This window comes from Ruegeria marisrubri (genome assembly GCF_001507595.1).
GTDB lineage: Bacteria > Pseudomonadota > Alphaproteobacteria > Rhodobacterales > Rhodobacteraceae > Ruegeria > Ruegeria marisrubri.
In genome coordinates, this window is sequence record NZ_LQBQ01000012.1 from 57,505 (window position 1) to 83,343 (window position 25,839).

Genomic DNA, 25,839 nt, shown 5'->3' on the forward strand with positions numbered 1-25,839 from the left:
CCCCGTTATTCGGCAAAAAAGAACTCGTCCATGCGGTGCACGCCGAAATGCGCACCGGGTTCCCATGCCCACATTGCCTTTCCAGGAACGTTTCGCAGGCTGTTCGACACGACGATGGGTTGCGGTGCCCCGGCCAGAATGCCGATGCCATAAACCTGATCGGCATGGATCGCCAGCATCTCCTTCCACGCGGCAGCCCGTTGCTCATCGGTCGTGGCCATCTCCCATTCATGGGCCAATTCCAGCAAGCGCTGCGCCTCGGGCAGATCGGGCGGCTCTCCGGCACTTCCGCCCGTCTGGTAATACTGACCCCACTTTGGCCAAGCAAGGAAGACCTGATCGGTCGGTGCCAGATAAGCCGGCGAGGTGTAAACCTGCGGTATTCCGTTGTCCCAGCCGAACCAGACCGACGCCATCGTGTTTCCGGCGAAAACCCGGTTGCGCAGGATATCGCGGTCCAGCGGGCGCATGATCAGCTTGACTCCGATGTCACGCCAGTTGTCGGTCACGATCTGAAGGGCGTTCTCTACCTCTTGCCGCTCGCCCGCCGTTTCGATCACCAACTCCATGATGCGGCCATCCGGCAACAATCGGATGCCATCGCCATTGCGCTTGTTCAGCCCGGCCTCGTCCAGCAGCTTGTTCGCCAGTTCCGGGTCATGATCCGCCCAGGCTCTGAGGTTCTTCTCGTCGAAAAAGGGTGAGGACGGCAGAACGGTCATGGCTCCAGGCCTGCCCAGCTTGAAATAGAGCGCCTGGTTGATCGTGTCCCTGTCGATCCCCAGCGAAAGAGCGCGGCGAACGCGGACATCACGCAGGACCGAGCGCCAGACATCGTCGGAATAGTTCAGGTTCGGATAGATCGCGATCTGCGAGGCAACTCCGGTATCCCAAAGCAGGGTTTTGTAGTTCCCTTTTGCTTCGCCTTTTTTCAGGATCGACACATCCCGGAAATCAAGGCCACGCCCCTGCAGGTCGGTTTCGCCGGCATTGGCCTTGGCGGCTACCAGACCTGGGGCCACGATCTCCATCTCGACGATGTCTATATACGGAAGCTGGACCCCCTTGGCGTCTATCCGGTGGTAGTAAGGGTTGCGCACAAAGTTGTGCCGGATCTTCTTGCCGGAACTGGCGTTCAACCAAGGCTGCAGGGTGGGCAATTCGTGGTTGTCGTATTTGTACATGTTGTCGAGCTTGTTGTGCAGCGCGGCCCAGCTTTTCACGCGGGCGTCCTCGACAAGGGCCGCCAATTCTTCGGGGTCGGCATAGTCGGCGTGGTATTGCTTCAGGAAGGTCGCGGGCCGGTAGATGAACGGCGGGCGTGCCTGCGCCAGAGTTTGCAGAAAATTCGGGTTGGGCTCGTCCCATTCGTAGATGACGGTGGTCTCATCCGGGAAGGTGACGGTTGGCAACTTGCCGTTGACCCTCAGGAAATCGGGCGGGCCGGACGGGCTCAGCAAATCATTGTTCGCCACGTCCTTCCACCAGTATTCGAAATCCGCGGAGGTGAAGGGTGAGCCATCGGACCATTTGTGGCCCTTGCGCAGGTGCAGCGTGAATTTCCTGTTGTCCTCGTTTTCGTAGTCGGCCAGCAGATCGGGGACCAGTTCGTATTTCTCGTTGTAGCCGACCAGTCGCGCGTAGCCATAGACGACCATCTGGCGGATGTCCTTGGAGCGGGTGACCATCGTCCGCAGCGTGCCGCCTTCCTTGCCGAATTCGCGCCCCTTTGCCGCAAGATCAACCACCAGCGGGTTCTCGGGTATCCGTTCGGCGATGGGAGGCAGGTTGCCGATCTCCACCTCATGTTGCCAAAAACTGTTTTCCTGCAGTGGCGGGAGGCCTTCTGCCGCGGCCGACATGGTGGCCACAAACGCAACTGAAACGGCGGCGAGAAAGGATTTTCTGGTGGTTTCAAACATGGCATCGCACCTTATGGCCGGGCTCCAGTTCCACCAGCGAAGGTATCATGGAGTCCGTGAAACGGAAGGCTTCGGACCAACTCTCAGGCGATCCCGCGCCCAAGGCAACCAGCTTGAGGTTGATCGGGCGATTGATGTCGGGCTCGGGCTGCGCAGCGATCAGCGCCTTGGTGTAGGGATGTTGAGGGTTATAAAACAGTGTGTCCGGCGGCCCCTGTTCCACCACCAGCCCCTGCCGCATGACCGCGACTTCGTCGGCGATCCGGGCGACGACGGCCAGATCGTGCGAGATGAAGAGGTAGGACAGGGTGTGGCTTTCCTGCAGGTCTTCCAGCAGGGTCAGGATCTGGTCCTGCACCGACACGTCCAGCGCCGAGGTGGGCTCGTCGCAGACGATCAGGGAAGGGTCCAGCATCATCGCACGGGCGATCGAAAGCCTTTGGCGCTGACCGCCCGAAAAGGCATGGGGGTAGCGTTTCAGCATGTCGGCGTTCAACCCGACACGTTGCAGAATCTCGGCGGCAAGATCCCGCCTCTCGGCCGAGGTTCCGATGCCGTGGATTTCCAGCGGTTCGGTCAGGGCATCCTGAATCCGCATTCTCGGACTCAGAGAACTGTAGGGATCCTGAAACACCATTTGCGCCTGCCTCTGAAAGGCGGTGCGCTCCTCCCGGGTCATCTTGTGGACCGTGATCGGCTCGGCACCGGGCGCGGCCCGGAACAGCACCTCGCCACCCGGGTCGGGCGGCTCTGCCCCCAGCGCGATCCGCGCCGCGGTCGTTTTGCCCGAACCGCTTTCGCCGACGATCGCCAGCGTCTTGCCGCGTGCCAGTGTGAAATCGACGCCTCGGCAGGCATGGATCAGCGTGTCGGCCTTCCAGCCCCGGCCGGACCGCATGACGTATGTTTTCGAGACAGATTTCATTTCGAGGATCAGGTCCTCTTCGGGCATCGGCAGCCCCACGGTTTCCAGATCGGGAATGGCCGGGGCCGCATTGAAAAGCTGCTGCGTGTAAGGATGGGCAGGGTTTTCCAGTATCAGGTGAGCCGGGCCCGCTTCCATGACCCGCCCCTTGTGCATGACCACGACCTGCTCGGCCATGTTGGCGACGACCCCCAGATCGTGCGTCACCAGTATCAGCGCCATGCCGGTTTCCTGCTGCAGGTCCTTGATCAGCCCCAGAACCTGCGCCTGCGTGGTGACATCCAGCGCCGTCGTCGGCTCGTCGGCAATCAGAAGATCCGGTTTCGACACCATCGCCATGGCGATCATCGCCCGCTGACGCATCCCCCCGGAAAGTTCGAACGGATACGAGTTGTAAGCGCGCTCGGGGTCCGGAAATCCGACCCGTTCGAACTGCTCCAGAACCGTGCGTTTCGCCTGGCGTTCCGAGATGCGTCCATGCAGCCAGAGAACCTCGCTGACCTGGTTGCCGATCTTGTGCAGAGGCGACAGCGACCGCATCGGTTCCTGAAAGATCATCGAGATCCGGTCGCCGCGGACATCTCGCATCCGGCGCTCGGAAAGCTCGGACAGGACGAGGGGGGATTGCTCGGAGCCGAACGTGATCCTGCCGCTGCGAATTTGCGCCGTTCGAGGAAGAATGCGCAGAACAGCCCGGCAGGTGATCGTTTTCCCCGATCCGGATTCGCCAACCAGGGCCAGGGTTTGCCCTGGCATCACATCAAAACTGACGCCCTCGACAACAGGGTCCGCTTCGCCAAAGCCGATGCTCAGATCGCTGACGGATAACAACGGCGTCATTCGAGTTCACCACCCGGATGGACGTGGATCGACATCGACTTTCGGAACTCCCTGTTTTTTGAGAGTAGTTTCACCCGCGGCGACCTGATTAGTCAAACCCGTTATTCGGCCCAAACGTCACGGAAATCACGAAAACTCGGTTTGAACGGCTACACAAGTTCTTGAGGATTTGGCATGAGTGCACAGCCGGACGTGATCCGGCCGATATTTCTCAGCAGGAGATTGCCGACGTGCCCCATGACCAAAGCCGCCTGGATGTGTTCATCGACCGGATGGTTTCGCAACGCGCCTGTCTTGATTTCGCGATCGCCGAAACTGCCGCGATGACCGGCCCGGTTTTCGAGTTGGGCTTGGGCAACGGGCGCACCTACCACCATCTGCGCCAGAGAGTTTCCGGCCGGCCGATTTATGTGTTCGAGCGCAAGGTTGCCTCACACCCCGATTCCACGCCGCCGGACGACATGCTGGTGTTGGGCGACGTGCGCGAGACCCTTCCGGCGGCGCTGGAGCGATTTGGCCCGACCGCCAGCCTGATCCATGCCGATCTGGGCGGGCACAATCTGGAAAAGAACGATGCGTTTGCCCGTATGATCTCTCCGCTGGTCGAACCGTTGCTGGCGCCGGGCGGCCTGATGGTGTCGAGCGACCGGATGTATTTCGAGGATATGACAGAACTGCCGCTGCCTGAGGGTGCCGTCAAAGGCCGTTGTTTCGTCTACCGGCGCTGAGGGGCTTGGGGCCTGACCGGGCAACGGAAACTTCCGCAAGGTCACAGGATTGAGGGCTGGCCTTGGCAGGGCCTCGGTGCCTAACGTCTGGTCAAGTAAACCAGAGAGGCAACTGCACATGCTGTTCTACGATTGCTCGACCGCCCCCAACCCCCGCCGCGCACGCATGTTCATCGCGGAAAAAGGGTTGGAGATCGAAACCCGCGACATCTCGATCGCGAAGGGCGAGCAGTTGAGCGATGAGTTCAAAAAGGTCAATCCGCGCGCGACCATCCCCGTGCTTGTGACGGACGAGGGCACGGTTCTGACCGAGAACCTCGGCATCGCGGCCTATCTCGAGGCCCGGTTTCCCGAGCCACCGCTGATGGGGCGCACCCCAGACGAAAAGGGGCTCGTCCTGATGTGGAACGCCATCGTCGAGCAGCAGGGTGGTGCTCCGATTGCCGAGGCCTTGCGCAACACGCATCCGGCCTTCAAGGACCGGGCCATTCCGGGGCCTGTGAATTATGAACAGCTTCCTGCCTTGGCGGAACGGGGCATGGATCGGGCGAAACGGTTCTTTGGGTTTCTCGAGGAACGCCTTGAGGAAAGCCCCTTCGTCGCCTGCGATCACTTCACGCTTGCGGATATCTCGACCTTCGTCTTTGTCGATTTCGCCCGCGTGATCAAGCTGCGCATCCCCGAAGAGAACACGGCCACGTTGGCGTGGTACAACGCCATCAAGGAGCGCCCCAGCGCACAGCTATAGCGCATTTTCGGACATTGTCAGGTTGGTTTTTAGCGGTTCGGACAGGGCTGCCGCTTTTTGGTGAAGAGTAATGGACATTTCTGTCTAGACAGAAGTGAACAGTGCTACTAGCGTCCTTTTGGAATCATCCAGGGGAGGATCGGATGAAATCCCAATATCGTGTTGTGGTCATCGGGGGCGGCGTCGTTGGTGCCTCGGTTCTGTATCATCTGGCCAAGTTCGGCTGGTCGGATGTGGTCATGCTGGAGCGCCGGCGGCTGGCCTCGGGGTCGTCGTGGCATGCGGCGGGGGGCATCCACGCGCTGAACGCCGATCCGAACATGGCGGCGCTGCAGGCCTATACGATCGACCTGCTGAGCGAGATCGAAAAGGAATCGGGCCAGAATATCGGCCTGCACATGACCGGCGGCCTGACGCTGGCCGGAACCCCCGAACGGTGGGAGTGGTTGCAGGCGAATTACCGCATCTTCCAGTCCATCGGCATCGAGGATTGCGAATTGCTGTCCCCGGAAGAGGCGCAGAAACGCTGCCCGATCATGTCCACCGACGGCATTTTGGGCGCGATGTGGGCCGACCGCGAGGGGTATATCGACACCACGGGCACCGTGCAGGCCTATGCCAGTGCCGCCAAAAAGCGCGGGGCGGAATACTACGAGGAAACCAAGGTCGAGGAACTGATCCAGACCGCCGATGGCTGGCAGGTGGTGACGGACAGGGGCACGATCACCTGCGAACATGTGGTCAACGCCGCCGGCCTGTGGGCCAAGCAGGTGGGACGCATGGCAGGGGTCGAACTGCCGGTCTCTCCGCTGAAACACCACTATCTGATCACCGACACGGTGCCCGAGGTCGCAGCGGCCGATTTCGAGATGCCGATGACCGTGGATCTCGAGGGCTTCACCTACATGCGGCAGGACCAGAAGGGTGTTCTGGTCGGCATCTACGAGGTTGATCATGAACACTGGGCCATGGACGGCGCGCCGTGGAACTATGGCGAGGAGCTGTTTCAGGAACAGCTGGACCGCATCGAGAACGAGCTGACGCTGGGCTTCGAACGCTATCCGGCGATCCAGAACGTTGGCATCAAGACATGGGTGAACGGCGCTTTCACCTTCTCACCCGACGGCAACCCTCTGGTCGGTCCGGTGCCGGGCAAGCGTGGCTATTGGACTGCCTGCGCAGTCATGGCCGGGTTCCTGCAGGGGGGCGGCGTCGGCAAGACGCTGGCCGAATGGATGATCCATGGCGAGCCCGAGGCCGACGCCTGGCCGATGGACGTGGCGCGCTATGGCGATTATGCGCAGAACAAGCGCTACATCCGCGAGACCACCGGCCAGTTCTATTCTCGCCGCTTCGTAATGACCTATCCGAACGAGCAACTGCCCGCTGGACGACCGCTGAAAATGTCGCCGGCCCATGACGCCATGACCGAGGCGGGCTGCAAATGGGGCGTCAGCTGGGATCTCGAGGTGCCGCTCTATTTCGCGCCCAAGGGGTTCGAGGAAACGCCGACGCTCAAACGCTCGAACGCCTTCGACATCGTGGCCGAGGAATGCCGCACCATCCGTGAAGGCGTGGGGCTGATGGACATCACCGGGTTCTCGCGGTTCGAGGTCTCAGGGCCCAATGCGGAACTGTGGCTTGACAAGGTGATGGCCTCGAAACTGCCGGGACCGGGCCGCGCGAAACTTGCGCCGATGCTGGGCGAGAACGGGCGGCTCAAGGGCGACCTGACCGTACTGAACTGGGGCGATGGCACCTGGTGGATCATGGGCAGCTATTACCTGCGGGCCTGGCACATGCGCTGGTTCGACGATCACATGATCGACGGCGTACAGGTGCGCGACCTGGGCGAGGAGGTCTGCGGCTTTGCCGTGGTCGGCCCGAAATCGCAGGCGGTTGTCGAGAAACTGGCCGAGCAGGACATTTCCTCGCTCAAATTCATGGGCTGCGGCGATTTCGACATCGGCCTCGTGCGCGCCCGCGTGGCGCGCATGTCGGTCACCGGCGAGAAAGGGTATGAGATCAACTGCCGCTACGGCGACCACATCGCCCTGCGCCGCGCGCTGCTCGAGGCCGGGGCCAGCGAAGGCATCCGCGAATGCGGCTTCAACGCGATGCTGTCCACGCGGCTTGAGAAAAGCTTTGGCATCTGGTCGGCCGAGTTCACCCAGGCCTACACGCCCGGCATGACCGGCATGGACCGCTGGATCGACTGGACCAAGGACTTCGTCGGCAAGGACGCGGCTCTGGCCGAGCGTGAGGGCAACGGCCCGGCGCAGGTTCAGGTGACGCTCGAGGTCGACGCGCTGGATGCGGATGCCAGCGGGTATGAACCCGTCTGGGCCGGCGGTCAGCGCGTGGGCTTCGTGACCTCGGGCGGGTATGGCCATTACACCGGCAAGTCGCTGGCCATGGCGCTGGTGGACCGCGACAAGGCGCAGCCAGGCACCGAACTATCGGTGCACGTGGTTGGGGTCGAGCGGCCTGCGCGGGTGATCGCGCCGTCGCCCTATGACCCCGAGGGCAAGGCGATGCGGGGCTGATCGTGGCGGCGCGGGGCAGGGATCGCCGACGGCGCGGCCGGGGCGCGGAGGCCGCACCCGCGACCCAACGGAATGTGAATTATCGCCAGTTGCGCAACCCGTTTCCGGTGATGGAGGTCTTTCCGGCCGACCAGATCGCCGACATACACGAAACCGCGCTGCGCACATTGGAGGAGCTGGGCGTCAAGGTCCTGCTGCCCGAGGCGCGACGCCTCTTTGCCGCCGCCGGGGCGCGGGTGGATGAGGCCAGCGAGATGGTGTTCATCGGCCGCGATCTGGTCGAGGCCGCGGTGGCCTCGGCCCCGAAATCCATCGCCTGCCGGGCCGGGGCGCGGCATCGCGACTTCACGCTGGAGCTGGGCAGCCTTGTGTTCCAGCCCGGTGCGGGCGCGCCCAATGCCACCGATCTGGAGCGCGGTCGCCGCCCGGCCAGTGGACAGGATTACCTCGAGTTCCTGAAACTCACCCATCATTTCGACGTGTTCCAGATGATCTCGCCGCAGGTCGAGCCGCAGGACGTGCCCACACACCTGCGCCACTATTTCACCACGCAGGCGCAGATGGAACTGACCGACAAGTTCCCGTTCTTCTTCTCGCGCGGCACGCCTCAGGTGATGGACTGCTTCGAGATGCTGGCGGTCGCGCGGGGCCTGTCCGACGATGATTTCCGCGCCCGGCCGCATTGCTACACCATCATCAACACCAACAGCCCGCGCACGCTGGACATTCCGATGGCGCAGGGGCTGATCGACTTTGCCCGCCACGGGCAGATGTCGATCATCACGCCGTTCACGCTGATGGGGGCGATGGCACCGATCACGGTTGCGGGCGCGATCACACTTTCGCATGCAGAAGCACTGGCGGCGCTGACCCTGACCCAACTGGCAAAACCCGGCGCGCCGGTCTGCTATGGCACGTTTACCAGCAACGTGGACATGAAATCCGGCGCCCCGGCCTTTGGCACGCCCTCGCATTTCCAGGCCTCGCTGGCAGCCGGGCAACTGGCCCGCCATCTGGGCCTGCCGTGGCGGTCGGCGGCTGGGTCGGCCTCGAACGCCAATGACGTGCAGGCCGCCAATGAAAACCAGTTCGGGCTATGGGGCTGCCTGATGGCAGGGGCCACGGTGATCATCCATTCGGCCGGGTGGCTCGAAGGCGGGCTGACCGTGTCCTTTGAAAAGCTGGTCTGCGATGCCGAGGTGTTGAACATGGTGGCCGAGCTATGCGCGGGGGCGCAGGCCGGGCGGGCCGAGATTGGCTTTGACACCGCCTTGCGCGAGGTCGAGCCCGGCGGCCATTTCTTTGCCACCAGCCAGACGATGGAGCGCTACACCACCGAATTCTATGAACCGCACCTGCATGACTATGCCAATTTCGGCACCTGGGCCGAACGCGGATCGGTCGATGCGAACCACCGGGCCACTGCGGTCTGGCGCGACATCCTGGCCAATTTCGAGCCACCCGCGCAGGACCAGCCTGGGCTGGATGCCATGCGCGACTTCATTGCCCGCCGAACCGCCGAGGGCGGCGCGCCGCCGGAGAGTTGAGATGAGCAACAAACCCATCCTGCATCGTGACGACCCCAAGGCCGAGCCGCTGGTCGGCAACGTCAAGGTCACGCGCGACGACTGGCTGAACGTGGCGATGGACGTGCTGATCTCGGACGGGGTCGAGCAGGTCAAGGTGCTGAACCTGGCCGATCGCATGGCGGTGTCTCGGTCCTCATTCTATTGGTACTTCAAATCCCGGCAGCAGTTGCTGGACGCGCTGCTGGATCGCTGGCAGGCCACAAACACCGCCGCCCTGATCGCGCAGGCCGAGGCCCCGGCCGAGACCATCACCGCCGCCGTCTGCAACGTGCATCACTGCGTGGTCAATCCGGACCTGTTCGACACCGCCCTTGATTTCGCGGTGCGCGACTGGGCGCGGCGCTCGGGCAAGGTGCGCCGGATGCTGGATCAGTCCGACGCGCGCCGGCTGGAGGCGCTGAAACGGATGTTCATGCGCTTCGGCTACGAGGAGTTGGAGGCGGTCACCCGCGCCCGGGTGCTGTACTACATGCAGATCGGCTACGATCTGGCGCAACTGAACGAGCCGGTGGAATTCCGGCTCAAGCTGCTGCCCTATTACCTGCTGGTGTTCACCGGAGTTCAAGGGCGGCCCGAGGAAATCGAAGCGTTCACCAACTATGCCAAGCGGTTCTGGGAGGGAGAAGAGACATGAGCAAGCCGGATGCAATCATCATCGGAACCGGCGTGATCGGCGCGGCCGTCGCCTTCGAGATGGCCAAGGCCGGCTGGAAAACCCTCTCGCTGGACCGCAACGCGCAGGTGGGGCATGGCTCGACCGCCGGGTCCTGCGCGATCATCCGGATGCATTATTCCACCTTCGACGGCACCGCCTTTGCGTGGGAGGGCTATCACTACTGGCGCGACTGGGCCGAGTATCTGGGGCTGCCCGAAGGGGCCGATCTGGCGCAGTTCCGCGAGACGGGGTGCCTTGTGATGAAGACCGAGGCCAACGGCCACCTGGCAAAGCACATGAAATACAGCGCCGAGTTGGATTGCCCCTTCGAGGAATGGACGGCCGAGCAGATTCTCGACCGCCTGCCGATCTACTCTCTGGAAAGTTTTGCCCCTGCCAAGCGCATGGACGACCCGGAGTTCGGCCAGCCGAACGGGGCGCGGATGGGCGGCGGGGTCTATTGGCCGCAGGCGGGCTATGTCACCGATCCGGCCCTGTCGGCGCAGAACCTGCTGGACGCGGCCAAGTTGCATGGGGCAGAGGTTCGCACCGGGGCGGAGGTCGTCGAAATCCTGCAGGAAGGTGGCAAGGTCGCGGGCGTCCGGCTGGCCTCTGACGAGGAAATTCATGCGCCCGTGGTGATCAACGTGGCCGGCCCGGGATCGTCGATCATCAACCGCATGGCCGGGGTGCTGGATGACATGACCATCGAAACCCGCCCGCTGCGGCAGGAGGTCGTGCATGTTCCCGCGCCCGAAGGGTTCGACTTCGAGCATGACGGAACGATCGTCTCGGACAGCGATATCGCCTGCTACTGCCGGCCCGAACACGGCAACCACATCCTGGTCGGCTCGGAAGATCCCGAATGCGACCCGCATCAGTGGTGCGAGGATGACATCCATTACAACCACGACTTCACCGACCAGTGGACGACGCAGGCGATGCGCTATGCGCAGCGGGTGCCGTCGCTGGGTATCTCGTCAAGGATGCGAGGGGTGGTCGATCTGTATGACGCCTCGACCGATTGGATCCCGATCTATGACAAATCCAGCCTGCCGGGCTTCTACATGGCCTGCGGCACCAGCGGGAACCAATACAAGAACGCGCCGATCGCGGGCAAGATGATGGCCGCGCTGGTCGAGTATTGCGAGGGCGGGGCGGATCACGACGCCCAGCCCCTGCAATTCGAACTGCCCTATATCAAACGCACCATCGACGTGGGCTTTTATTCCCGCAAACGGCCCATCAACGCCGAAAGCAGCTTTTCGGTTCTGGGTTAGGACAGAGCCTGGTCCACGACGGTGCGGGCCTTGCGCACAGCCTCTTCCCGCACGGGGCCATAGCCGCGGATTTCGTCCGCGGCCGCCAGAGCGTCGATCCATGCCGCCTGCCGGTCAGGCGTGAACTCACGCTCGGCGCGGTCCAACAGCGCCTGATACCAGGCCAGCGTTTCCCGGTGCATGCGTGCCTCGCCATGGTAGCCGAAGGGGTTCAGGGCCGTTCCGCGCAGCGACTTGAACCGGGCCAGATGCCCCATGGCGGACCGCAGCCACGGGCCAAAGACCCGCTTTTCGGGCCTGCCGCGCGCGTCCTTGGGTCCGATCAGCAGCGGTGGTGCCATGTGGTATTTGATCTTGAAATCGCCCTCGAACTGCTCGGCCAGTTCCTTGGAGAAGGATTCACCGGTCATCAGCCGCGCCACCTCGAACTCGTCCTTGTAGGCCATCAGTTTGAACAGGTTGCGCGCGACGGCGCGGATCAGATTCTCGGGCACATCGGGCTGTGCCGCGCGGAACCTGGCGATACGGTCGGTGTATTGCTTGGCATAGGCCGCGTTCTGATACTCGGTCAGGAAAGTGGCGCGCCGGTCGATCATCTGGTCGAGCGTTTCGACCTCGGGGCGCGGGTCCTTGTAGCCGTCCAGCCGCGCGGGGTCGGCCGCCATGCAGCGGCCGATGGCAAAGGCCAGCCGGTTTTTCTCGATCGCCACACCGTTGAGCAGGATCGCCTGCCCAAGGGCAGCCTCGGACACCGGAACCAGCCCCTTCTGCCACGCGTAGCCCAGCATCATGACATTGGCGAACACCGCGTCGCCCAGCAACGCCTCGGCGGCTGCGTTGGCGTCAAAGCCGCTCACATGATCGGGGCCCACGACATTCGCGATGGCGGTCTCGCGCTTGTCCACCTTCAGTTGGGCGTCGCGGCGCAGCACCAGATCGCCCGTGGGCATCTCGGCCCGGTTCAACACGACCTGCGTGCCCTTTCGATAATGGGCCGAGGCCTTGGGCGCCGAACTGACGACGATGTCACAGCCGATCACCGCATCCGCGCTGCCCTGGTCGATCCGCACCTGGTTCAGCGCCTCGGGCGCGGTGCCAAGACGGATATAGCTGAGAACGGTCCCGAATTTCTGCGCAAACCCGGTGAAGTCCAGTACCGATGCGCCCTTGCCCTCCAGATGGGCGGCCATGGTGATCAGCGCACCGACGGTGACGACGCCGGTACCGCCCACCCCGGTGACGAGCAGGTCGAACGGCTCGGTGAGTGGTGGCATTTCCGGGGTGGGCAGGTCGGCCTCGAGCGCGCTCAGCTCCAGCTTGACCGCGCGCTTGCGCCGCGTGGCGCCCTCGACGGTGACGAAACTGGGGCAGAAGCCGCCCAGACAGGAATAGTCCTTGTTGCAGGTGGAAAGGTTGATCTTGCGCTTGCGTCCAAACGGAGTTTCGCGCGGCTCGACGCTCAGGCAGTTGGACTCGACCGAGCAGTCGCCGCAGCCCTCGCAGACCAGATCGTTGATCCAGACGAACCGCTTGGGGTCCTCCATCGTGCCGCGCTTGCGGCGGCGGCGCTTTTCGGTGGCGCAGGTCTGTTCATAGATCAGGACGGTGACGCCCGGCGTCTCACGCAGTTCGCGTTGCAGGCTGTCCAGTTCCGCCCGGTCGTGGAACGTGGTTTCCGACGGGAAGTCCGCGTGGTGGAATTTCGAGATGTCGTCCGACACGATGGCGATCCGTTCCACACCCTCGGCGCGGCAGGTCTGGGCGATGCCGGCGACGCTGACCGGGCCGTCCACCGGCTGGCCGCCGGTCATGGCCACGGCATCGTTGTAGAGGATCTTGTAGGTGATGTTGGTCCCGGCCGCGACCGCCTGCCGGATCGCCAGCGAGCCCGAGTGATACCAGGTGCCCTCGCCAAGGTTCTGGAAGATGTGCTTGCCGCCGTTGAACTTGGACGCCACCACATGCGGCACGCCCTCGCCGCCCATCTGGGCATAGCCGACGGTATGGCGGTCCATCCACGAGGCCATGACGTGGCAGCCGATGCCGCTGGCCGCGATCGAACCCTCGGGCACCTTGGTCGAGGTGTTGTGCGGGCAGCCCGAACAGAAATAGGGCGTGCGGGTCGCGCCGGGCACGTTGATCAGTTGCGGGGGGTGATCGGCCAGCGCCTTGGCCTTGGCGGGCAGGTCCTCTTCGGGGAAAAACCGGTGCAGGCGGTCGGCCACGATCGGCACCAGCATCAGCGGGCTGAGTTCACCCGTCCAGGGGATCAGCGGCTCTCCGTGGCTGTCGTATTTGCCCACCATCTTGTGCGGCTTGTCGCCGGGCCAGTCATAGAAATACTCCTTGAACTGGCTTTCGATGATGCCGCGCTTTTCCTCGACGACCAGCACCTCGGCTTTGCCCTTCACGAAGCGCAGCGCGTTGCGCCGCGCCAGCGGCCAGACCATGCCGACCTTGTAGATGTCGATGCCCAGACGGCGGCAGGCGGCCTCATCCAGCCCCAGCAGGCGCAGCGCCTCCATCAGGTCCAGATGCGCCTTGCCGGTGGTGACGAAGCCGAACCTGGCCTTTTCGATGTCATAGATGCGCCGGTCGATCGGGTTGGCCTCGGCAAAGGCGCGGACCGCGCGCAGCTTGTGCTGGATGCGGGTCTCGATCTCGGGCGAGGGCAGGTCGGCGGCGCGCACATGCAGCCCGCCAGGGGGCAGGTCGATCTCGGGCCGGATGAACTGTCGGTCGGGGCGCAGCTCGACCGAGCGGGCGCTTTCGACGGTTTCCGAGATCGCCTTGAACCCGACCCAGGTGCCGGAAAACCGCGACAGCGCAAAGCCGTATTCGCCGAATTCCAGGTACTCCTCGACCGAGGCCGGGTTCAGCGTGGGCATGAACCATGCCATGAAGGCCACGTCCGACTGGTGCGGCATGGACGAACTGACGCAGCCATGGTCGTCGCCGGCCACGACCAGCACGCCGCCCTTGGGGGCCGAGCCATAGGCGTTGCCGTGCTTCAGCGCGTCGCCCGAGCGGTCCACGCCAGGGCCCTTGCCATACCACATTGAAAAAACGCCCTCGACCTCGCAATGAGGGTCCAGTGTTGCCTGCTGTGCGCCCAGAACGGCGGTCGCGCCCAGATCCTCGTTTACCGCGGGCATGAAGGTGATGCGGTCTTGGGTCAGCCGGTCTTTGGCGCGCCACATTTCAAGATCCAGACCGCCGAGCGGAGAGCCGCGATATCCCGACACGAACCCGGCGGTGTTCAGACCGGCATCCCGGTCGCGCCGCGCCTGATCCATCATGATCCGGACCAGGGCCTGCGTCCCGGTCAGGAATACCCTGCCTTGGGATAGATTGTAGCGGTCTTCCAACTGGTAGGTCCGGAAATCGGAAGCATGGCGGGTCATCGGAGTATCCCCTTCGAGCGCGCGTATTGGAAAGGAGAGGATAGCCGGATGCGAGTGGAAAAGTGATCCAAACTTGATTGCATTATTGCGGAATCGTGGTGAAAATAGCCAAATTTGTGGCGAAAAAAGAAAAAAGTGACCAGCCCTATGCATCTCGATGACCGTGATCACCGCATCCTCGCCTTGCTTCAGCAGGATTGCCGAATCTCGAATGCCGATCTGGCCGAGGCGGTGGGCATGTCGCCTTCGGCACTATGGCGGCGTGTCCGGAGTCTGGAAGAGGCGGGAGTCATCGAACGCTACGGCGCAGTGGTCAGTCCTTCGGCAATGGGGCTGCAATTCCAGGCGATCGTGCATGTTCACCTGACCCGCCACGACCCCGACGGGATCGTCGAGTTCATCAGGGCCGTCGAGAACAGCAAGGAGGTTCAGGAATGCTATGCCACGACCGGGCAGGCGGACTATCATCTGCGCGTGTTGTGTGCCGATCTTGCCGCCTACAACCGTTTTCTCGAAGGGTTTCTGTTTCGCCTTCCGGCGGTCGCAAGCGCCCAGACAAACGTGGTGCTGCGCACCATCAAGCGGAACCGGCCGGTCGAGGTCTGAAGCGGCCCTAAGATTAATGCGCGAATTCGACCCAGGCCCAGGCCATGGCGACATAGGTGAGGTTGTGGAGCAACTGATCCAGCCCCGCCGTGCGCCAGAAGGCTGCCTGATCGGGTTGAAGCTGTTTCTTGTCTGAATAGTTGGCCTTGGCGAAATCAATGTTGAAATGGATCACCCATTCCAGAAATCCGATGACCAAAATGAACGACCACGGCGCACCGACGATCAGGAAAACAATCGCCGATCCAAGCGCGTGGACGATGGCATGTTGTGCCCGGCCCGCGTGAAAATACTCACCCCGACCGTCCAACATCTTGGGCGTCTGCAGGTAATAGTCGGCAAACATGTGCTTTACCTGCAAAAGGCAAAGCAACAGCAACAGGCTGCCTAGCGTAGCCGGCAAGGTGATCCTCCCGATATCATCCTATGGTTTAGACTAGGGGGATAATTCGCTTGGCGCAAATGAACTCGTTCACATAACGCGAATATCCGCACAAAAGGGAAACCATTTGCGTCGCATGGCGCGGTTGCGATAGCCTGAATTCGTTAAAGATCCGTTGCCGACAAAGGGAAGGTTCAAAAGGTAATTCAACAGGGGCCGGTCCCATAGAACGCACGCTTTTTCGCTTCATCTGGAAATATTCGAAACGCGACCAGCTGATCCTTCTGGCCGTCACGGCGACGCTCTTTCCGCTTCTCTACCTGACGCTTGAACTTCCCAAGCGGATCATCAACGACGCGATCGGCGCAACCACCGAGACCGTTCAGGTTCTGGGATACACTCTCGACCGCGTCACCTTTCTGATGGTTCTCTGTCTTCTCTTCCTGCTCGCGGTGCTGGCGCATGGGTTGATGAAGATGCGGATCAACACCATGAAGGGCGTTCTGAGCGAAAGGATGCTGCGCCGCTTCCGCTACCAACTCATCAGCCGTATCCTGCTGTTTCCCCAGCCCTATTTCGAACGGGTCAGTCAGGGCGAACTGGTTTCGATGGTGACCGCCGAAAGCGAGCCGATGGGCGGCCTGATGGGGGACGCGATCAGCCAGCCGGTCCTGCAGGCCGGGCAGATGCTGACCATCCTGTCCTTCCTGTTCGTGCAAAGCCCCTGGTTCGGGCTGGCCGCGGTGGCGCTGATCCCGGTTCAGGCCTGGTTGATCCCAAAGCTGCAGCGCCAGATCAACCTGCTCAACAAGAAACGTATTCAGGAGGTCCGCGTTCTGGCCGCCCAGATCGGCGAGAGCGCGGCCGGAGCCTCGACGCTGCGCAGCAATGCCGGTTGGCGGTATCGTCGCGCGAAGATCTCGCATCAATTGGGGCGCCTGTTCGGCATCCGTTTCGAGATCTACCAGAAGAAATTCTTCATGAAGTTTCTCAACAACTTCATCTCGCAGCTGACACCGTTTCTGTTCTACTCGGTCGGCGGCTATCTGGTGTTGCAGGGCAGCGTCTCGCTGGGCGCTCTGGTTGCGGCGCTCGCGGCCTACAAGGATCTCAGCTCTCCGTGGAAAGAGCTTCTGACCTATTACAACCAGACGCAGGACATGTCGCTGCGGTGGGAGGTGGTGATCGACCGCTTTGCGCCGCCCGGCATGTTCGACGAGAACCTGCTGGAGGGCGAGCCAGAGGAGTACCCGCGTCTGAACGGGGACATCGTGCTGGATCACGTCTCGGTCCGCGATGCCGATGGCAATCATGTGCTGGACGATCTCGACATCACGCTGCCGGGCGGAGGCGTCATCGGTATTTCCGCCCCCAGCGAGGAAGACCGCCGGGCGCTGGGCGAACTGCTGCGGCGAGAGATACTGCCAAGTTCGGGGAAGGTGACGGTCGGGGGGCTGAACCTGTCCGAATTGCATCAGGCGGTTCTGGCTTTGCGGATTGGTCATGCCAGCTCGCGGCCAGTGATGTTCCAGGGCACTTTTGGCGACAACGTCATGATGCCCATGCGCTTCAAACCCGTTGGCGAAATTCCCAAGGACGACTTTTTTCTGGAAACTCTGCGGGCTGGAAACAGTCCCGATCCATTTGAGACGGAATGGCTTGATCCATCGCGCGCGGGGTTCAAGAACGTTTCCGAACTGCGGGACTGGTGGTTGAAACTGATCGAGGGGATGGGATCGGGCGCGGCCCTTCTGCGGCGCGCTGCCGATCAGGTCTTTGAGGCGAAGGAGCATCCGGAACTGGCCGCCAAGCTCGTAGAATTGCGTCCCGTGGTGCAGCAGGCGGTGCGCGATGCCGGATTGGAGCAGCAGGCCTTTGTCTTTGACTGGGACTCTTACAATCCGGCTCTGCCGGTGGCCGAGAACCTTCTGTTTGCAACGCCGCGCGTTCCTGTGACACAGGAATTGCTGGCGGAGCAGACGGTGTTTCTTGGGCAGTTGCGGGAACTGGGGCTGGATGAGACGCTGGTCGGTCTGACCAGTGATGTGATCGAGATGCTGCGCCAGATCTTTGGCCTGGACGGAACGGACCATCCGTTGTTCCGCAAGCTGGGGCTAGAGGCCAAGACTTATGAGGCGGCGGTTGAGCTGGTGGAGAGAACGCGCAGCGATGGTGCCGCCGCGCTGGACGACGCCGAACTGGCGAGTTTCCTTGCGGTGCCATTCGTCATTTCGGCCGAACAGATCGGGCCAGCCTTTTCAGATGAGCTCAAGAGCCGCATCCTCGAACTGCGCCACTCGCATTCGGAAAAGTTGCTCGAAAGCCTGCATGGAGTGTTCGAGCCCCTGCATAGAGATGAATTTGCGCCCGGGTTGACCGTTCTCGAGAATGCATTGTTCGGCAAGGTCAGCCAGGTCGGTGGTGCCCGCGCCGACGAGTTGCGCAAGGTGATCGTCGAGGTGCTTTCGGAACAGGGCGCCCGCCCTTACGTCGTGGAACTCATTTTCGATGTTCCGGTCGCGCTGGGTGGTCAGAACCTGCCCGCGGTCTTTGCAGAGCCCCTGTCCTTCACCCGTGCCACGATCAAGAAACCCGACATCCTGATCTTGGACTCGGCTCTGGCCAGCTACGACATGGAAACCCAGGTTTCGGTCTACAAGAACCTGCGCGCCCTGTTGCCTGAGACCACCGTCATCTATCTCAACGACCAGTTCCAGTCTCCCGAGGCCTTCGATTTGCATATCGAGATCCGGCAGGGCAGGATCGTCAGCGAGGAGGCTCCCATGGAGTTCGAGGAAGAAAGTGCCGCCTCGGCGGACCTTGCGCGCAAGTTGAGGGCGCTGGAGCAGACGCCGCTGTTTTCTGGGCTGGACCGCCGGCAACTGCGCCTGCTGGCCTTTGGTGCGCGCTGGTATTCGGCCAAGGCTGGCGAGGTCGTGTTCCTCAAGGACGACGAGCCGACGGATGGCGCCTACATGATCATCGAGGGCGAGGCCGCGCTGTATCTGCCCAAGCCGGAAGGCGAAGAGGATCAACTGGTCGCAAAGGTAGGCCCCGGAACGCTGGTCGGCGAGCTTGGTCTGATCCGCAAAGAACCGCGCGCGCTCAGTATGATTGCCGAAACCGACCTGACCTGCCTGCGCATCGGCGAAGAGGAATTTCTGGCGGTGGTCGAAAACGACGCCGCGACCGCTTTCAAGCTTTTGCAGGTTGTTGCAGGATACGTTTCGAGCTGAGCCCGTTCAGGTCTTGGGGCCGCAGAACTGCCGGTACAGCAGCTCGATCAGTTCGGCGGTCTTGCCGTCTGTCAGGGAATAGTAGATCGTCTTGCCCTCGCGGCGTGTGCTGACCAACCCTTCTTCGCGCAGCCGCGCCAGCATCTGGCTGACCGCTGCCTGGCGCATGTCCATCAGGCTTTCCAACTCACCCACGGATTTCTCTCCTGCGCCGAGGTGGCACAGGATCATCAGCCGGCCTTCATGCGCCAGCGTCTTGAGAAAGGCCGCCGCCTGACAGGCACTTGCCTGCATGTCGGCAGGTGTGTCCGGGGACAAGGGATGGGAATCTGTCGGTTGGATCGTCACGGCTCATCCGCATAGCAATTTCAAGGTTGACGCAATATGCCCCAACTTCGGCACTAATGTCACCCCTCCCGTGCCGGGGCGCCCCCCTGAAACGCGTTTCCCTCCACATAGTTGCACGGGTCCTCCTGCATCTGCAGGTGCAGGCCTTCGCCGGTATAGGGATGGGCGCGGGCCAAATCCTCGTCAACGTCGATTCCCAGCCCCGGAGCTTGGGGTGGCGACACGAAGCCCCCTTCGACCCGGATCGCCCCCTTGATCAGCCGGTCGTGGAAGGGGGTGTCGATGCTTTCCAGCAGCAGGATGTTCGGGACCGAGGCGGCCAGTTGGATGTTGGCCGCCCATTCCACCGGCCCGGCATAGAGATGCGGCGCCATCTGGGCGTTGTACACCTCGGCCATGGCCGCGACCTTCTTCATCTCCCAGATGCCGCCGGCGCGGCCAAGGGCAGGCTGCAGGATCTCGGCAGCGCCCGCGCGCAGGACGGCGCCGAACTCGGCCTTGGTTGTCAGGCGTTCACCTGTGGCGACCGGGATGCGGACATTGCGGGCGACGCGGGCCATGTCCTCGATCATGTCGGGGGGCGTGGGCTCTTCGAACCACAGCGGCGAGTAGGGCTCCAGCGCCTGACCCAGCCGGATGGCGCCTGCGGTGTTGAACTGCCCATGTGTGCCGAACAGCAGGTCGGCCTTGTCGCCCACCGCCTCGCGGATGGCCTTGCAGAATGCGACCGACATAGAGATGTCGGACATTGCCGGCATGTGCCCGCCGCGCATGGTGTAGGGGCCTGCCGGGTCGAACTTGACCGCCGTATAGCCGCGCCGGACCATTTCGGCGGCACATTCCCCTGCCTGTTCAGGGGACGTCCAGAAATCGGTCAGGTCATGCTGTGGCAGCGGGTAGAGATAGGTGTAGGCCCGAATCCGATCATTCATCCGCCCGCCGATCAGGGCGTGAACCGGGCGGTCGCGATCCTTGCCCAGAATGTCCCAGCAGGCGATTTCCAGCCCCGAGAACGCGCCCATCACGGTCAGGTCGGGGCGTTGCGTGAAACCGCTGGAATAGGCGCGACGGAACATCAACTCGATATTCTCGGGGTTCTCGCCGGCCATGTGGCGTTCGAACACGTCGTGGATCACGTGCTTCATCGCCTCCGGCCCGACGGACGAGGCATAGCATTCGCCCCAGCCGGTGATGCCGGTATCGGTCGTCACCTTGACCAGTATCCAATAGCGCCCGCCCCATCCGGGTGCGGGTGGCGCAGTCACGATGACGTCGAGATCCTGCAGTTTCATAGGCTCTCCTCCCTCTCGCGAGGCTATTCCGCCGCATCCCGGTTGAACAGGATCACGTTGCGCTTGGCGCTGCCGGTTTTGGTGTCCTCGATCGCCTCGTTGATCTGGTCCAGCGTCCAGCGCCCCGAGATCAGTTCGTCCAGTTTCAACCGCCCCTGCTGGTAGAGGTCGATCATCCACGGAATGTCGCGCTGGATCACCACGTCGCCCATCTTGGATCCGATCAGCCCCTGTCCGATGGCGGCAAGGATCACCGGCTCGTAACTCGCCTGCGCGCCGGAATGGGGCATGCCGATCATGATCGCCTTGCCGCCGCGGCCCAGATAGCGCGGTGCCTGATCGTAGGCCGGGATCGCCCCAACGGTGATCAGAACGGCGTCGGCCCCTCGACCCCCGAGTGCCTTGTAGGCGGCCTTCCACGGGGCATCGAGTGTTGCCAGCACGCCGTGCGTCGCGCCGAATTCCTTGGCGATTTCCAGCTTTTCCTCGGTCATGTCCACCGCCACGATGCGACGTGCCCCGGCAAGCCGTGCGCCTTGGATCGCGTTCAGGCCGACCCCGCCCGCGCCGATCACGACGACATCCTGCCCGGGGCGCAGACCGGCGGCATTCACCGCCGCACCGACGCCGGTAATCACGCCGCAGGACAGCAGGCAGGCCACGTCCTTGGCCATGTCCTGGGGTATCTTGACGATTTGCCTGTGGCTGACCACGACCTTTTCGGCAAAGGCCCCGCAGGCCATCGCCTGCTCCAGGGGGCCACCATCCGCCGTTTTCAGAGGGCCTTTGACCGTGTTGTAGGGGGTTTCGCAGATGGTCGGTTTGCCGCCGGCGCAGGACGGACAAGAACCGCAGGCCCGGATAAGAGTGACGACAACGGAATCGCCGACCTTGAAATCACCGGCGGCATCGCCCACCGCCGTGACTATGCCGGCGGCTTCGTGGCCATAGACGGCAGGCAGAAATCCTCCCCACGCGCCGCTGGCATAGGTTATGTCGGAATGGCAGATGGCTACTGCGTCCAGCGTAACCTCGACCTCGCCGGTTCCAGGTGGCGCGATCTGAACCTCTTCGATCACCAGAGGCTTGTTGAATTCCCGGCACACGGCCGCCTTGATGGTTTGCATGGTTTCCTCCCCTTGCTTGTGGCCACGGTGGCGCGGGGAGGGGGCGCTTCGCAAGGCGGAAAACGCCACAACCTTGTCGTTCTTACGTCACGGAACGGGGTGCGCGTAAAAATATGACGAATCCCGCCAGCATCAGGACCAGCGCAACGAGGAACGGAGCGCCGGGCAGATAGACCGGCGCGTTCTCACGGGCAAAGTAGGCAAATACCGCCGTCATCCCGAGAGGTGAAATGATCATCGACAAGGCGTGTATGGCGGCCAGCACGCCCTGAAGCTCGCCCTGCTGGCTGTCGGGAACCGCTTTTGACATCATCGCTTGCAGCGCCGGAGTCACCGCCGCGCCCAGCGCGGTGACCGGAATCAGCATCAGGGCGATCATGCCATTGGTGAGAAAGGCCAGCACACCGAACCCGGCGATATCGAACATCTGCCCCCAAACGACTGTCCCGCGCTCTCCCAGGTAGCGGGTGGCGGGCCGGATCAGCCCGCCCTGCACGGCGGCCATGGCGATCCCGTAGATGCCCAGCGAAATACCGATGAGTTGCGGCGACCAGCCGAACCGTTCCTGCGTGAAATAGGACCAGATGGCGGGATAGACGTAGATCGCCACGGAATACAGGAAATAGACCCACAAAAGCGGCCGGATGCCGGGAAGTTGCGAAATAGCGCGCATCGCACCGAAAGGGTGCGCCCGGCGCCACTGGAACGGGCGGCGGGTCGCGTCCGTCACGGTTTCGGGCATGACCAGAACGCCGGCCCCAAAATTCAGCCCGGCAAGGGCCGCAGCAGCCCAAAAGGGCGCGCGGGTTCCGTATTCGCCCAGCAAGCCGCCGATCATCGGCCCCAGCACGAATCCGACCCCGAAGGCCGCACCGAGCAAGCCGAAATTGGCGGCCTTTTCTTGGGGTTCGGACACGTCTGCCATGAACGCGGCCGTGGTGGAGTGGGTGGCGGCCGTGATGCCTCCGACGATGCGGCCGAGCAGCAGAAGCCAGATCGAGCCGGCGACGGCCATGACCACATAGTCCAGTGCCATCACGAACAGCGAAACCAGCAGAACCGGGCGCCTCCCGCAAGCGTCCGAGAGGTTTCCCAGCACCGGTCCGAACAGGAACTGCATGGCCGCGAAGGTCGTGGTCAGGATCCCGCCCCAGATCGCCGCATCGGCAATTGCGCCGCCCTGGACCTCGACGATCAGGCTGGGCATGATCGGCATGATGAGACCGATGCCCATGGCGTCGATCATCACGGTGGTCAGGACGAAGAGAAAGGGCAGGCGCATGGGTTCACGTCTCGGTCTGGCCGGAACCCTAGCCGCGCCCAGTCAGGCAGGGAAGGGGGTGTTTCGAGGTCACTCCTTGGAACGTTCCGTCACCCTGCGGGCGAAACTCCGGGCCTCTTCCGGGGCAAGGCCAAGTTGTTCTGCCGGATCGAACAGGGTTGCCGTGTCGATCTGCGGCCATGCGCGCGCGACCACGTCGCGCAGCGGCGTGCCGGTTTCCACCGCTTCTCGGCAAAGTGCCTTGGTGGTGGCTTGCGCCTCGGGCCGGGGCATGTGCCGGGCCAGTTCGAAGCTCAGCGCCTCGGCGTGGATCAGGCCGAGATTCTGTTCCAGCGCCGCGCGCATGGCCTCGGCATTCGGTTCGATACCCTGAACCAATCGCAACGCAACCTGACCGGCTGCCCCCGCGCCCAGAACGATTTGCGGCAGGCACATCCATTCGGTGAACCACGCGGCGCCATCCCTTTGGTGACGGTGCATCGCAGCCCCCTGCAAGGTGCTGAACAAACCCGTCTGTTGCCGCGCCAAGGCGACAAGAACGGAGGGGCCGACCGGGTTCTGTTTCTGCGGCATCGTCGAAGACGCGCCGCTGCCGCCAAGACGAATCTCGCCGATCCCTGTCTGGGTCAGCTCGATCGCATCTTCTCCGAGTTTGCCCAAGGCCAGAGTCGCCCGCGTGAGCCAGTCGCCGATGCGCAGGACGGGTGTGCGGTCAGTGTGCCAGCTGCGGCCGGGATCCTGCAGGTTGAGCAGTCCGGCCAGCGCCTTGCGGGTTTCGGTGGCTTGCGGACCCAACGCGCCACTCGTCCCCGCCGCGCCGGAAAGCGAGACCAGCAGACAGGTCCGGCGCAGTTCCGGCAATTCGTCGAGAAGCCCCAGAAGCGGAGCGCCCCAACCGGCGACGACGGCGCCGAAACTGGTGGGCGTGGCGTGCTGGCCGTAGGTTCGGGCCGGCATCGGCAGGGCGGCATGCGCCTCGGCCAGTTCCGACAGCCGGGCAAGAACGGAGGTCAGGTCTTTTTCTACCAACGTCAGCGCCTGCCGCAGCCGCAGCATCAGACCGGTGTCGATGATGTCCTGCGATGTGGCCCCCCAATGCACGAAGGCTGCATGTTCGGGGGCCTGCATCTCGGCCCGGAAAGCAGCCACAAGGGCCGGAACGCTGACGCCGTTCTCGCCGGTGGCCTGCGCCAACGCGCCTGGATCAAGCTGCACCTCCATCGCGGCGCGGGTGATGGCCTGCGCGCTTTCCGCAGGGATCACGCCCAGATCACCCTGAACCTTGGCCAGCATCCCCTCGACCAGCAGCATCGCCCGTAATTCGGCGCTGTCGGTGAACAGGCGGCCAATCTCTCCGGTCGGAAAGAGTTTCGAAAACATAGCGCTGTCAAAGACGGAACCAGCCATCAGAACTGTCTTTCGATCTTGCTCAGCAGTTGGGCCAACTGCCGCGGGTGAGAGAAAAAGGGCGAGTGCGAGCTGTCCATGTCATACCGCCTGTCGCCAGGGAAGTCGCGGCACATTTCGGCCTGAAACTCGGGCGTTATGGTCCGGTCGTCGGTGGTGCGGATATAGGCCCGGGGCACTCTGCCGTAACGCTCGGTCAGAAACAGCGGCTTTTCCTGCGGCCCGATCGCCTGCGGGCAGAGATGGGCCCGGGCGTAGTCCACGCATTCGTCGGAACAGTCGTGATAGAACAGGGGCCGGATCCGAGAGGGCTCGATCTCGTAGGACAGGCCGTCGGGGGACTTCACGACCGAACCGATCAGGGGTTGGCGGTCTGCGCGTCTGCGCATCTCGGCGATGGACAGGCCCGAGATCGGCACATAGGCGCACAGATAGACGAGACCGCGCATCATGCCCGGCTCGGCCTCGGCTGCGGCGGTGATGGGATAGCCGCCCCAGGAATGGCCGACGATGACGGTTTCCGGCGTCGAGGCGGCCAGAACAGCGTCCCGGCATCCCTCAAGAGTGACGTCGGCAATGGGGGTCTCGTCCTCGCCATGGCTGGGCATGTCGATGGCCCGGGCCGAGTGGCCCAGTGCGACGAGTTCGGGGATCAGGTCGCGCCAGCACCAGGCGCCGTGGCAAGAGCCGTGAACCAGAAGAAAATCGGCCATGATTTTTCGTGCCTCAGACGTGCCCGGTTTCTTTCAGGAATTTCGTCAGGATAGCCGCGTATTCCTCGGGCTTTTCCACGCAGGGCAGGTGGCCGGCCCGGCGGATCAGCTCGAAGCGCGACCCCGGCACAAGATCGACGGTCTCGCGCACCAGATCGGGCGGGGTGGCCCCGTCCTCGCTGCCGGCAATGCCGAGGGTCGGCAGCCGCAACCCGCTGGTCGGCGTATAGAAGTCGGTGCCCGAAATCGCGGCGGACACGCCGGCATAGCCTTCGTCCGGCTGCCGCACCAGCATGTTGCGCCAGAGGGCCACTTCGGGCGTGGCAAGAAAGTCCTTCGAGAACCACCGCTCCAGAATGCTGTCCGCCAGCGCCTCTATCCCTCCTTCACGAACGGCGGCGATACGGTCGCTCCACATCTCGGGCGTTCCGATCTTGGCGCCGGTATTCGACAGAACCAGCGCACGGACCTGGTCCATCCGCTTGACGGCCAGCCCCTGACCGATCATCCCGCCGACCGACAGCCCCACGAAAACGCAGTCGCGGATTTCCAGCATGTCCAGCAGCGCCTCGGCATCACGCACCAGCGCACCCATGGAATAAGACCCCGGCGGCAGCGACGACAACCCGTGGCCCCGCTTGTCATAGCGAATGAGTTTCAGCCCCTTGGGCAGCAACGGCAGTATGTCGTCCCAAAGGCGCATGTCGGTGCCCAGCGAATTGGCAAAGACCACCGGCGCGCCATCCGGGTCGCCGTCGATCCTGTAGTGAAGCTGGACATTTCCAAGTTCGGCGATCTTCATGACACTC

General features: G+C 63.0%; 19 protein-coding genes. 8 read left to right on the plus strand and 11 right to left on the minus strand.

What is annotated here, in order from left to right; genetic code table 11:
* Nucleotides 1–5 precede the first annotated feature (5 nt).
* Both AVO45_RS07360 and AVO45_RS07365 read right to left on the minus strand, forming a co-directional pair.
* Complete coding sequence (locus AVO45_RS07360; protein WP_068345490.1) at nucleotides 6–1,922, minus strand: ABC transporter substrate-binding protein; 1,917 nt, start codon at nucleotides 1,920–1,922, stop codon at nucleotides 6–8.
* Nucleotides 1,915–3,687, minus strand: coding sequence for an ABC transporter ATP-binding protein (locus tag AVO45_RS07365; protein WP_068345493.1), 1,773 nt, complete (start codon nucleotides 3,685–3,687; stop codon nucleotides 1,915–1,917). Before AVO45_RS07365 ends, AVO45_RS07360 begins: the two co-directional genes overlap by 8 nt.
* A 230-nt stretch (nucleotides 3,688–3,917) precedes the next feature.
* Here AVO45_RS07365 and AVO45_RS07370 point away from each other — a divergent pair, with 230 nt between their 5' ends.
* The 6 genes from AVO45_RS07370 to AVO45_RS07395 all read left to right on the plus strand — a co-directional run bounded on the left by AVO45_RS07370 (nucleotide 3,918) and on the right by AVO45_RS07395 (nucleotide 11,233).
* On the plus strand, nucleotides 3,918–4,415 hold the full coding sequence (locus tag AVO45_RS07370) for a class I SAM-dependent methyltransferase (protein WP_082688743.1): 498 nt from the start codon (nucleotides 3,918–3,920) through the stop codon (nucleotides 4,413–4,415).
* 118 nt (nucleotides 4,416–4,533) lie between these two features.
* Nucleotides 4,534–5,163: a glutathione S-transferase family protein gene (locus tag AVO45_RS07375; RefSeq protein ID WP_068345495.1), complete on the plus strand. Its 630-nt coding sequence runs from the start codon at nucleotides 4,534–4,536 to the stop codon at nucleotides 5,161–5,163.
* A 143-nt stretch (nucleotides 5,164–5,306) separates the two neighbouring features.
* A complete protein-coding gene (locus AVO45_RS07380; protein ID WP_068345497.1) occupies nucleotides 5,307–7,709 on the plus strand; it encodes a GcvT family protein in 2,403 nt (800 codons plus the stop codon).
* Nucleotides 7,710–7,711: 2 nt separating this feature from the next.
* Nucleotides 7,712–9,256, plus strand: coding sequence for a trimethylamine methyltransferase family protein (locus AVO45_RS07385; RefSeq protein ID WP_068345499.1), 1,545 nt, complete (start codon nucleotides 7,712–7,714; stop codon nucleotides 9,254–9,256).
* A 1-nt stretch (nucleotide 9,257) separates the two neighbouring features.
* Nucleotides 9,258–9,932 (plus strand): TetR/AcrR family transcriptional regulator, encoded by a 675-nt coding sequence (locus AVO45_RS07390; protein ID WP_068345501.1) that lies wholly within the window; start codon nucleotides 9,258–9,260, stop codon nucleotides 9,930–9,932.
* Nucleotides 9,929–11,233, plus strand: coding sequence for an NAD(P)/FAD-dependent oxidoreductase (locus AVO45_RS07395; RefSeq protein ID WP_068345503.1), 1,305 nt, complete (start codon nucleotides 9,929–9,931; stop codon nucleotides 11,231–11,233). The genes AVO45_RS07390 and AVO45_RS07395 overlap by 4 nt, the downstream gene beginning before the upstream one ends.
* Here the strand turns inward: AVO45_RS07395 and AVO45_RS07400 are convergent.
* On the minus strand, nucleotides 11,230–14,637 hold the full coding sequence (locus AVO45_RS07400) for an indolepyruvate ferredoxin oxidoreductase family protein (RefSeq protein ID WP_068345505.1): 3,408 nt from the start codon (nucleotides 14,635–14,637) through the stop codon (nucleotides 11,230–11,232). The two genes, AVO45_RS07395 and AVO45_RS07400, sit on opposite strands and share 4 nt — an antisense overlap.
* A 147-nt stretch (nucleotides 14,638–14,784) precedes the next feature.
* Between AVO45_RS07400 and AVO45_RS07405 the strand changes: the two genes are divergently transcribed.
* Nucleotides 14,785–15,243 (plus strand): Lrp/AsnC family transcriptional regulator, encoded by a 459-nt coding sequence (locus AVO45_RS07405; RefSeq protein ID WP_068345507.1) that lies wholly within the window; start codon nucleotides 14,785–14,787, stop codon nucleotides 15,241–15,243.
* A gap of 13 nt (nucleotides 15,244–15,256) precedes the next feature.
* On the opposite strand, the gene AVO45_RS07410 is transcribed toward AVO45_RS07405, so the two are convergent.
* The gene (locus AVO45_RS07410; RefSeq protein ID WP_068345509.1) at nucleotides 15,257–15,646 is read right to left on the minus strand and encodes a DUF3307 domain-containing protein; all 390 of its coding nucleotides are present in this window, start codon (nucleotides 15,644–15,646) and stop codon (nucleotides 15,257–15,259) included.
* Nucleotides 15,647–15,849: 203 nt separating this feature from the next.
* Between AVO45_RS07410 and AVO45_RS07415 the strand changes: the two genes are divergently transcribed.
* Nucleotides 15,850–18,861, plus strand: a complete 3,012-nt coding sequence (locus AVO45_RS07415) for an ABC transporter transmembrane domain-containing protein (RefSeq protein ID WP_240482112.1) — start codon at nucleotides 15,850–15,852, stop codon at nucleotides 18,859–18,861.
* 6 nt (nucleotides 18,862–18,867) lie between these two features.
* Here the strand turns inward: AVO45_RS07415 and AVO45_RS07420 are convergent, their stop codons facing one another.
* The 7 genes from AVO45_RS07420 to pcaD all read right to left on the minus strand — a co-directional run bounded on the left by AVO45_RS07420 (nucleotide 18,868) and on the right by pcaD (nucleotide 25,832).
* A complete protein-coding gene (locus AVO45_RS07420) occupies nucleotides 18,868–19,155 on the minus strand; it encodes an ArsR/SmtB family transcription factor (protein ID WP_068345514.1) in 288 nt (95 codons plus the stop codon).
* A gap of 113 nt (nucleotides 19,156–19,268) precedes the next feature.
* Nucleotides 19,269–20,501, minus strand: a complete 1,233-nt coding sequence (locus AVO45_RS07425; protein WP_068345516.1) for a mandelate racemase/muconate lactonizing enzyme family protein — start codon at nucleotides 20,499–20,501, stop codon at nucleotides 19,269–19,271.
* A gap of 23 nt (nucleotides 20,502–20,524) precedes the next feature.
* Nucleotides 20,525–21,628 carry a Zn-dependent alcohol dehydrogenase gene (locus tag AVO45_RS07430; RefSeq protein WP_068345518.1) on the minus strand — a complete coding sequence of 368 codons (1,104 nt, stop codon included), beginning with the start codon at nucleotides 21,626–21,628 and terminating at the stop codon, nucleotides 20,525–20,527.
* A gap of 82 nt (nucleotides 21,629–21,710) precedes the next feature.
* On the minus strand, nucleotides 21,711–22,910 hold the full coding sequence (locus tag AVO45_RS07435; RefSeq protein WP_068345519.1) for a TCR/Tet family MFS transporter: 1,200 nt from the start codon (nucleotides 22,908–22,910) through the stop codon (nucleotides 21,711–21,713).
* Nucleotides 22,911–22,979: 69 nt separating this feature from the next.
* Complete coding sequence (locus tag AVO45_RS07440; RefSeq protein ID WP_068345521.1) at nucleotides 22,980–24,317, minus strand: class-II fumarase/aspartase family protein; 1,338 nt, start codon at nucleotides 24,315–24,317, stop codon at nucleotides 22,980–22,982.
* Complete coding sequence (locus AVO45_RS07445) at nucleotides 24,317–25,030, minus strand: alpha/beta fold hydrolase (protein ID WP_068345523.1); 714 nt, start codon at nucleotides 25,028–25,030, stop codon at nucleotides 24,317–24,319. Before AVO45_RS07445 ends, AVO45_RS07440 begins: the two co-directional genes overlap by 1 nt.
* 13 nt (nucleotides 25,031–25,043) lie before the next feature.
* The gene (pcaD, locus tag AVO45_RS07450; protein WP_068346644.1) at nucleotides 25,044–25,832 is read right to left on the minus strand and encodes a 3-oxoadipate enol-lactonase; all 789 of its coding nucleotides are present in this window, start codon (nucleotides 25,830–25,832) and stop codon (nucleotides 25,044–25,046) included.
* Nucleotides 25,833–25,839 lie beyond the last annotated feature (7 nt).

Coding starts and splice junctions, on each gene's coding strand:
- AVO45_RS07360 (WP_068345490.1), bottom strand. CDS start 1,922: ATGTTTGAAACCACCAGAAAATCCTTTCTCGCCGCCGTTTCAGTTGCG.
- AVO45_RS07435 (WP_068345519.1), bottom strand. CDS start 22,910: ATGCGCCTGCCCTTTCTCTTCGTCCTGACCACCGTGATGATCGACGCC.
- AVO45_RS07430 (WP_068345518.1), bottom strand. CDS start 21,628: ATGCAAACCATCAAGGCGGCCGTGTGCCGGGAATTCAACAAGCCTCTG.
- pcaD (WP_068346644.1), bottom strand. CDS start 25,832: ATGAAGATCGCCGAACTTGGAAATGTCCAGCTTCACTACAGGATCGAC.
- AVO45_RS07440 (WP_068345521.1), bottom strand. CDS start 24,317: ATGGCTGGTTCCGTCTTTGACAGCGCTATGTTTTCGAAACTCTTTCCG.
- AVO45_RS07425 (WP_068345516.1), bottom strand. CDS start 20,501: ATGAAACTGCAGGATCTCGACGTCATCGTGACTGCGCCACCCGCACCC.
- AVO45_RS07400 (WP_068345505.1), bottom strand. CDS start 14,637: ATGACCCGCCATGCTTCCGATTTCCGGACCTACCAGTTGGAAGACCGC.
- AVO45_RS07375 (WP_068345495.1), top strand. CDS start 4,534: ATGCTGTTCTACGATTGCTCGACCGCCCCCAACCCCCGCCGCGCACGC.
- AVO45_RS07405 (WP_068345507.1), top strand. CDS start 14,785: ATGCATCTCGATGACCGTGATCACCGCATCCTCGCCTTGCTTCAGCAG.
- AVO45_RS07365 (WP_068345493.1), bottom strand. CDS start 3,687: ATGACGCCGTTGTTATCCGTCAGCGATCTGAGCATCGGCTTTGGCGAA.
- AVO45_RS07445 (WP_068345523.1), bottom strand. CDS start 25,030: ATGGCCGATTTTCTTCTGGTTCACGGCTCTTGCCACGGCGCCTGGTGC.
- AVO45_RS07390 (WP_068345501.1), top strand. CDS start 9,258: ATGAGCAACAAACCCATCCTGCATCGTGACGACCCCAAGGCCGAGCCG.
- AVO45_RS07395 (WP_068345503.1), top strand. CDS start 9,929: ATGAGCAAGCCGGATGCAATCATCATCGGAACCGGCGTGATCGGCGCG.
- AVO45_RS07380 (WP_068345497.1), top strand. CDS start 5,307: ATGAAATCCCAATATCGTGTTGTGGTCATCGGGGGCGGCGTCGTTGGT.
- AVO45_RS07420 (WP_068345514.1), bottom strand. CDS start 19,155: ATGCAGGCAAGTGCCTGTCAGGCGGCGGCCTTTCTCAAGACGCTGGCG.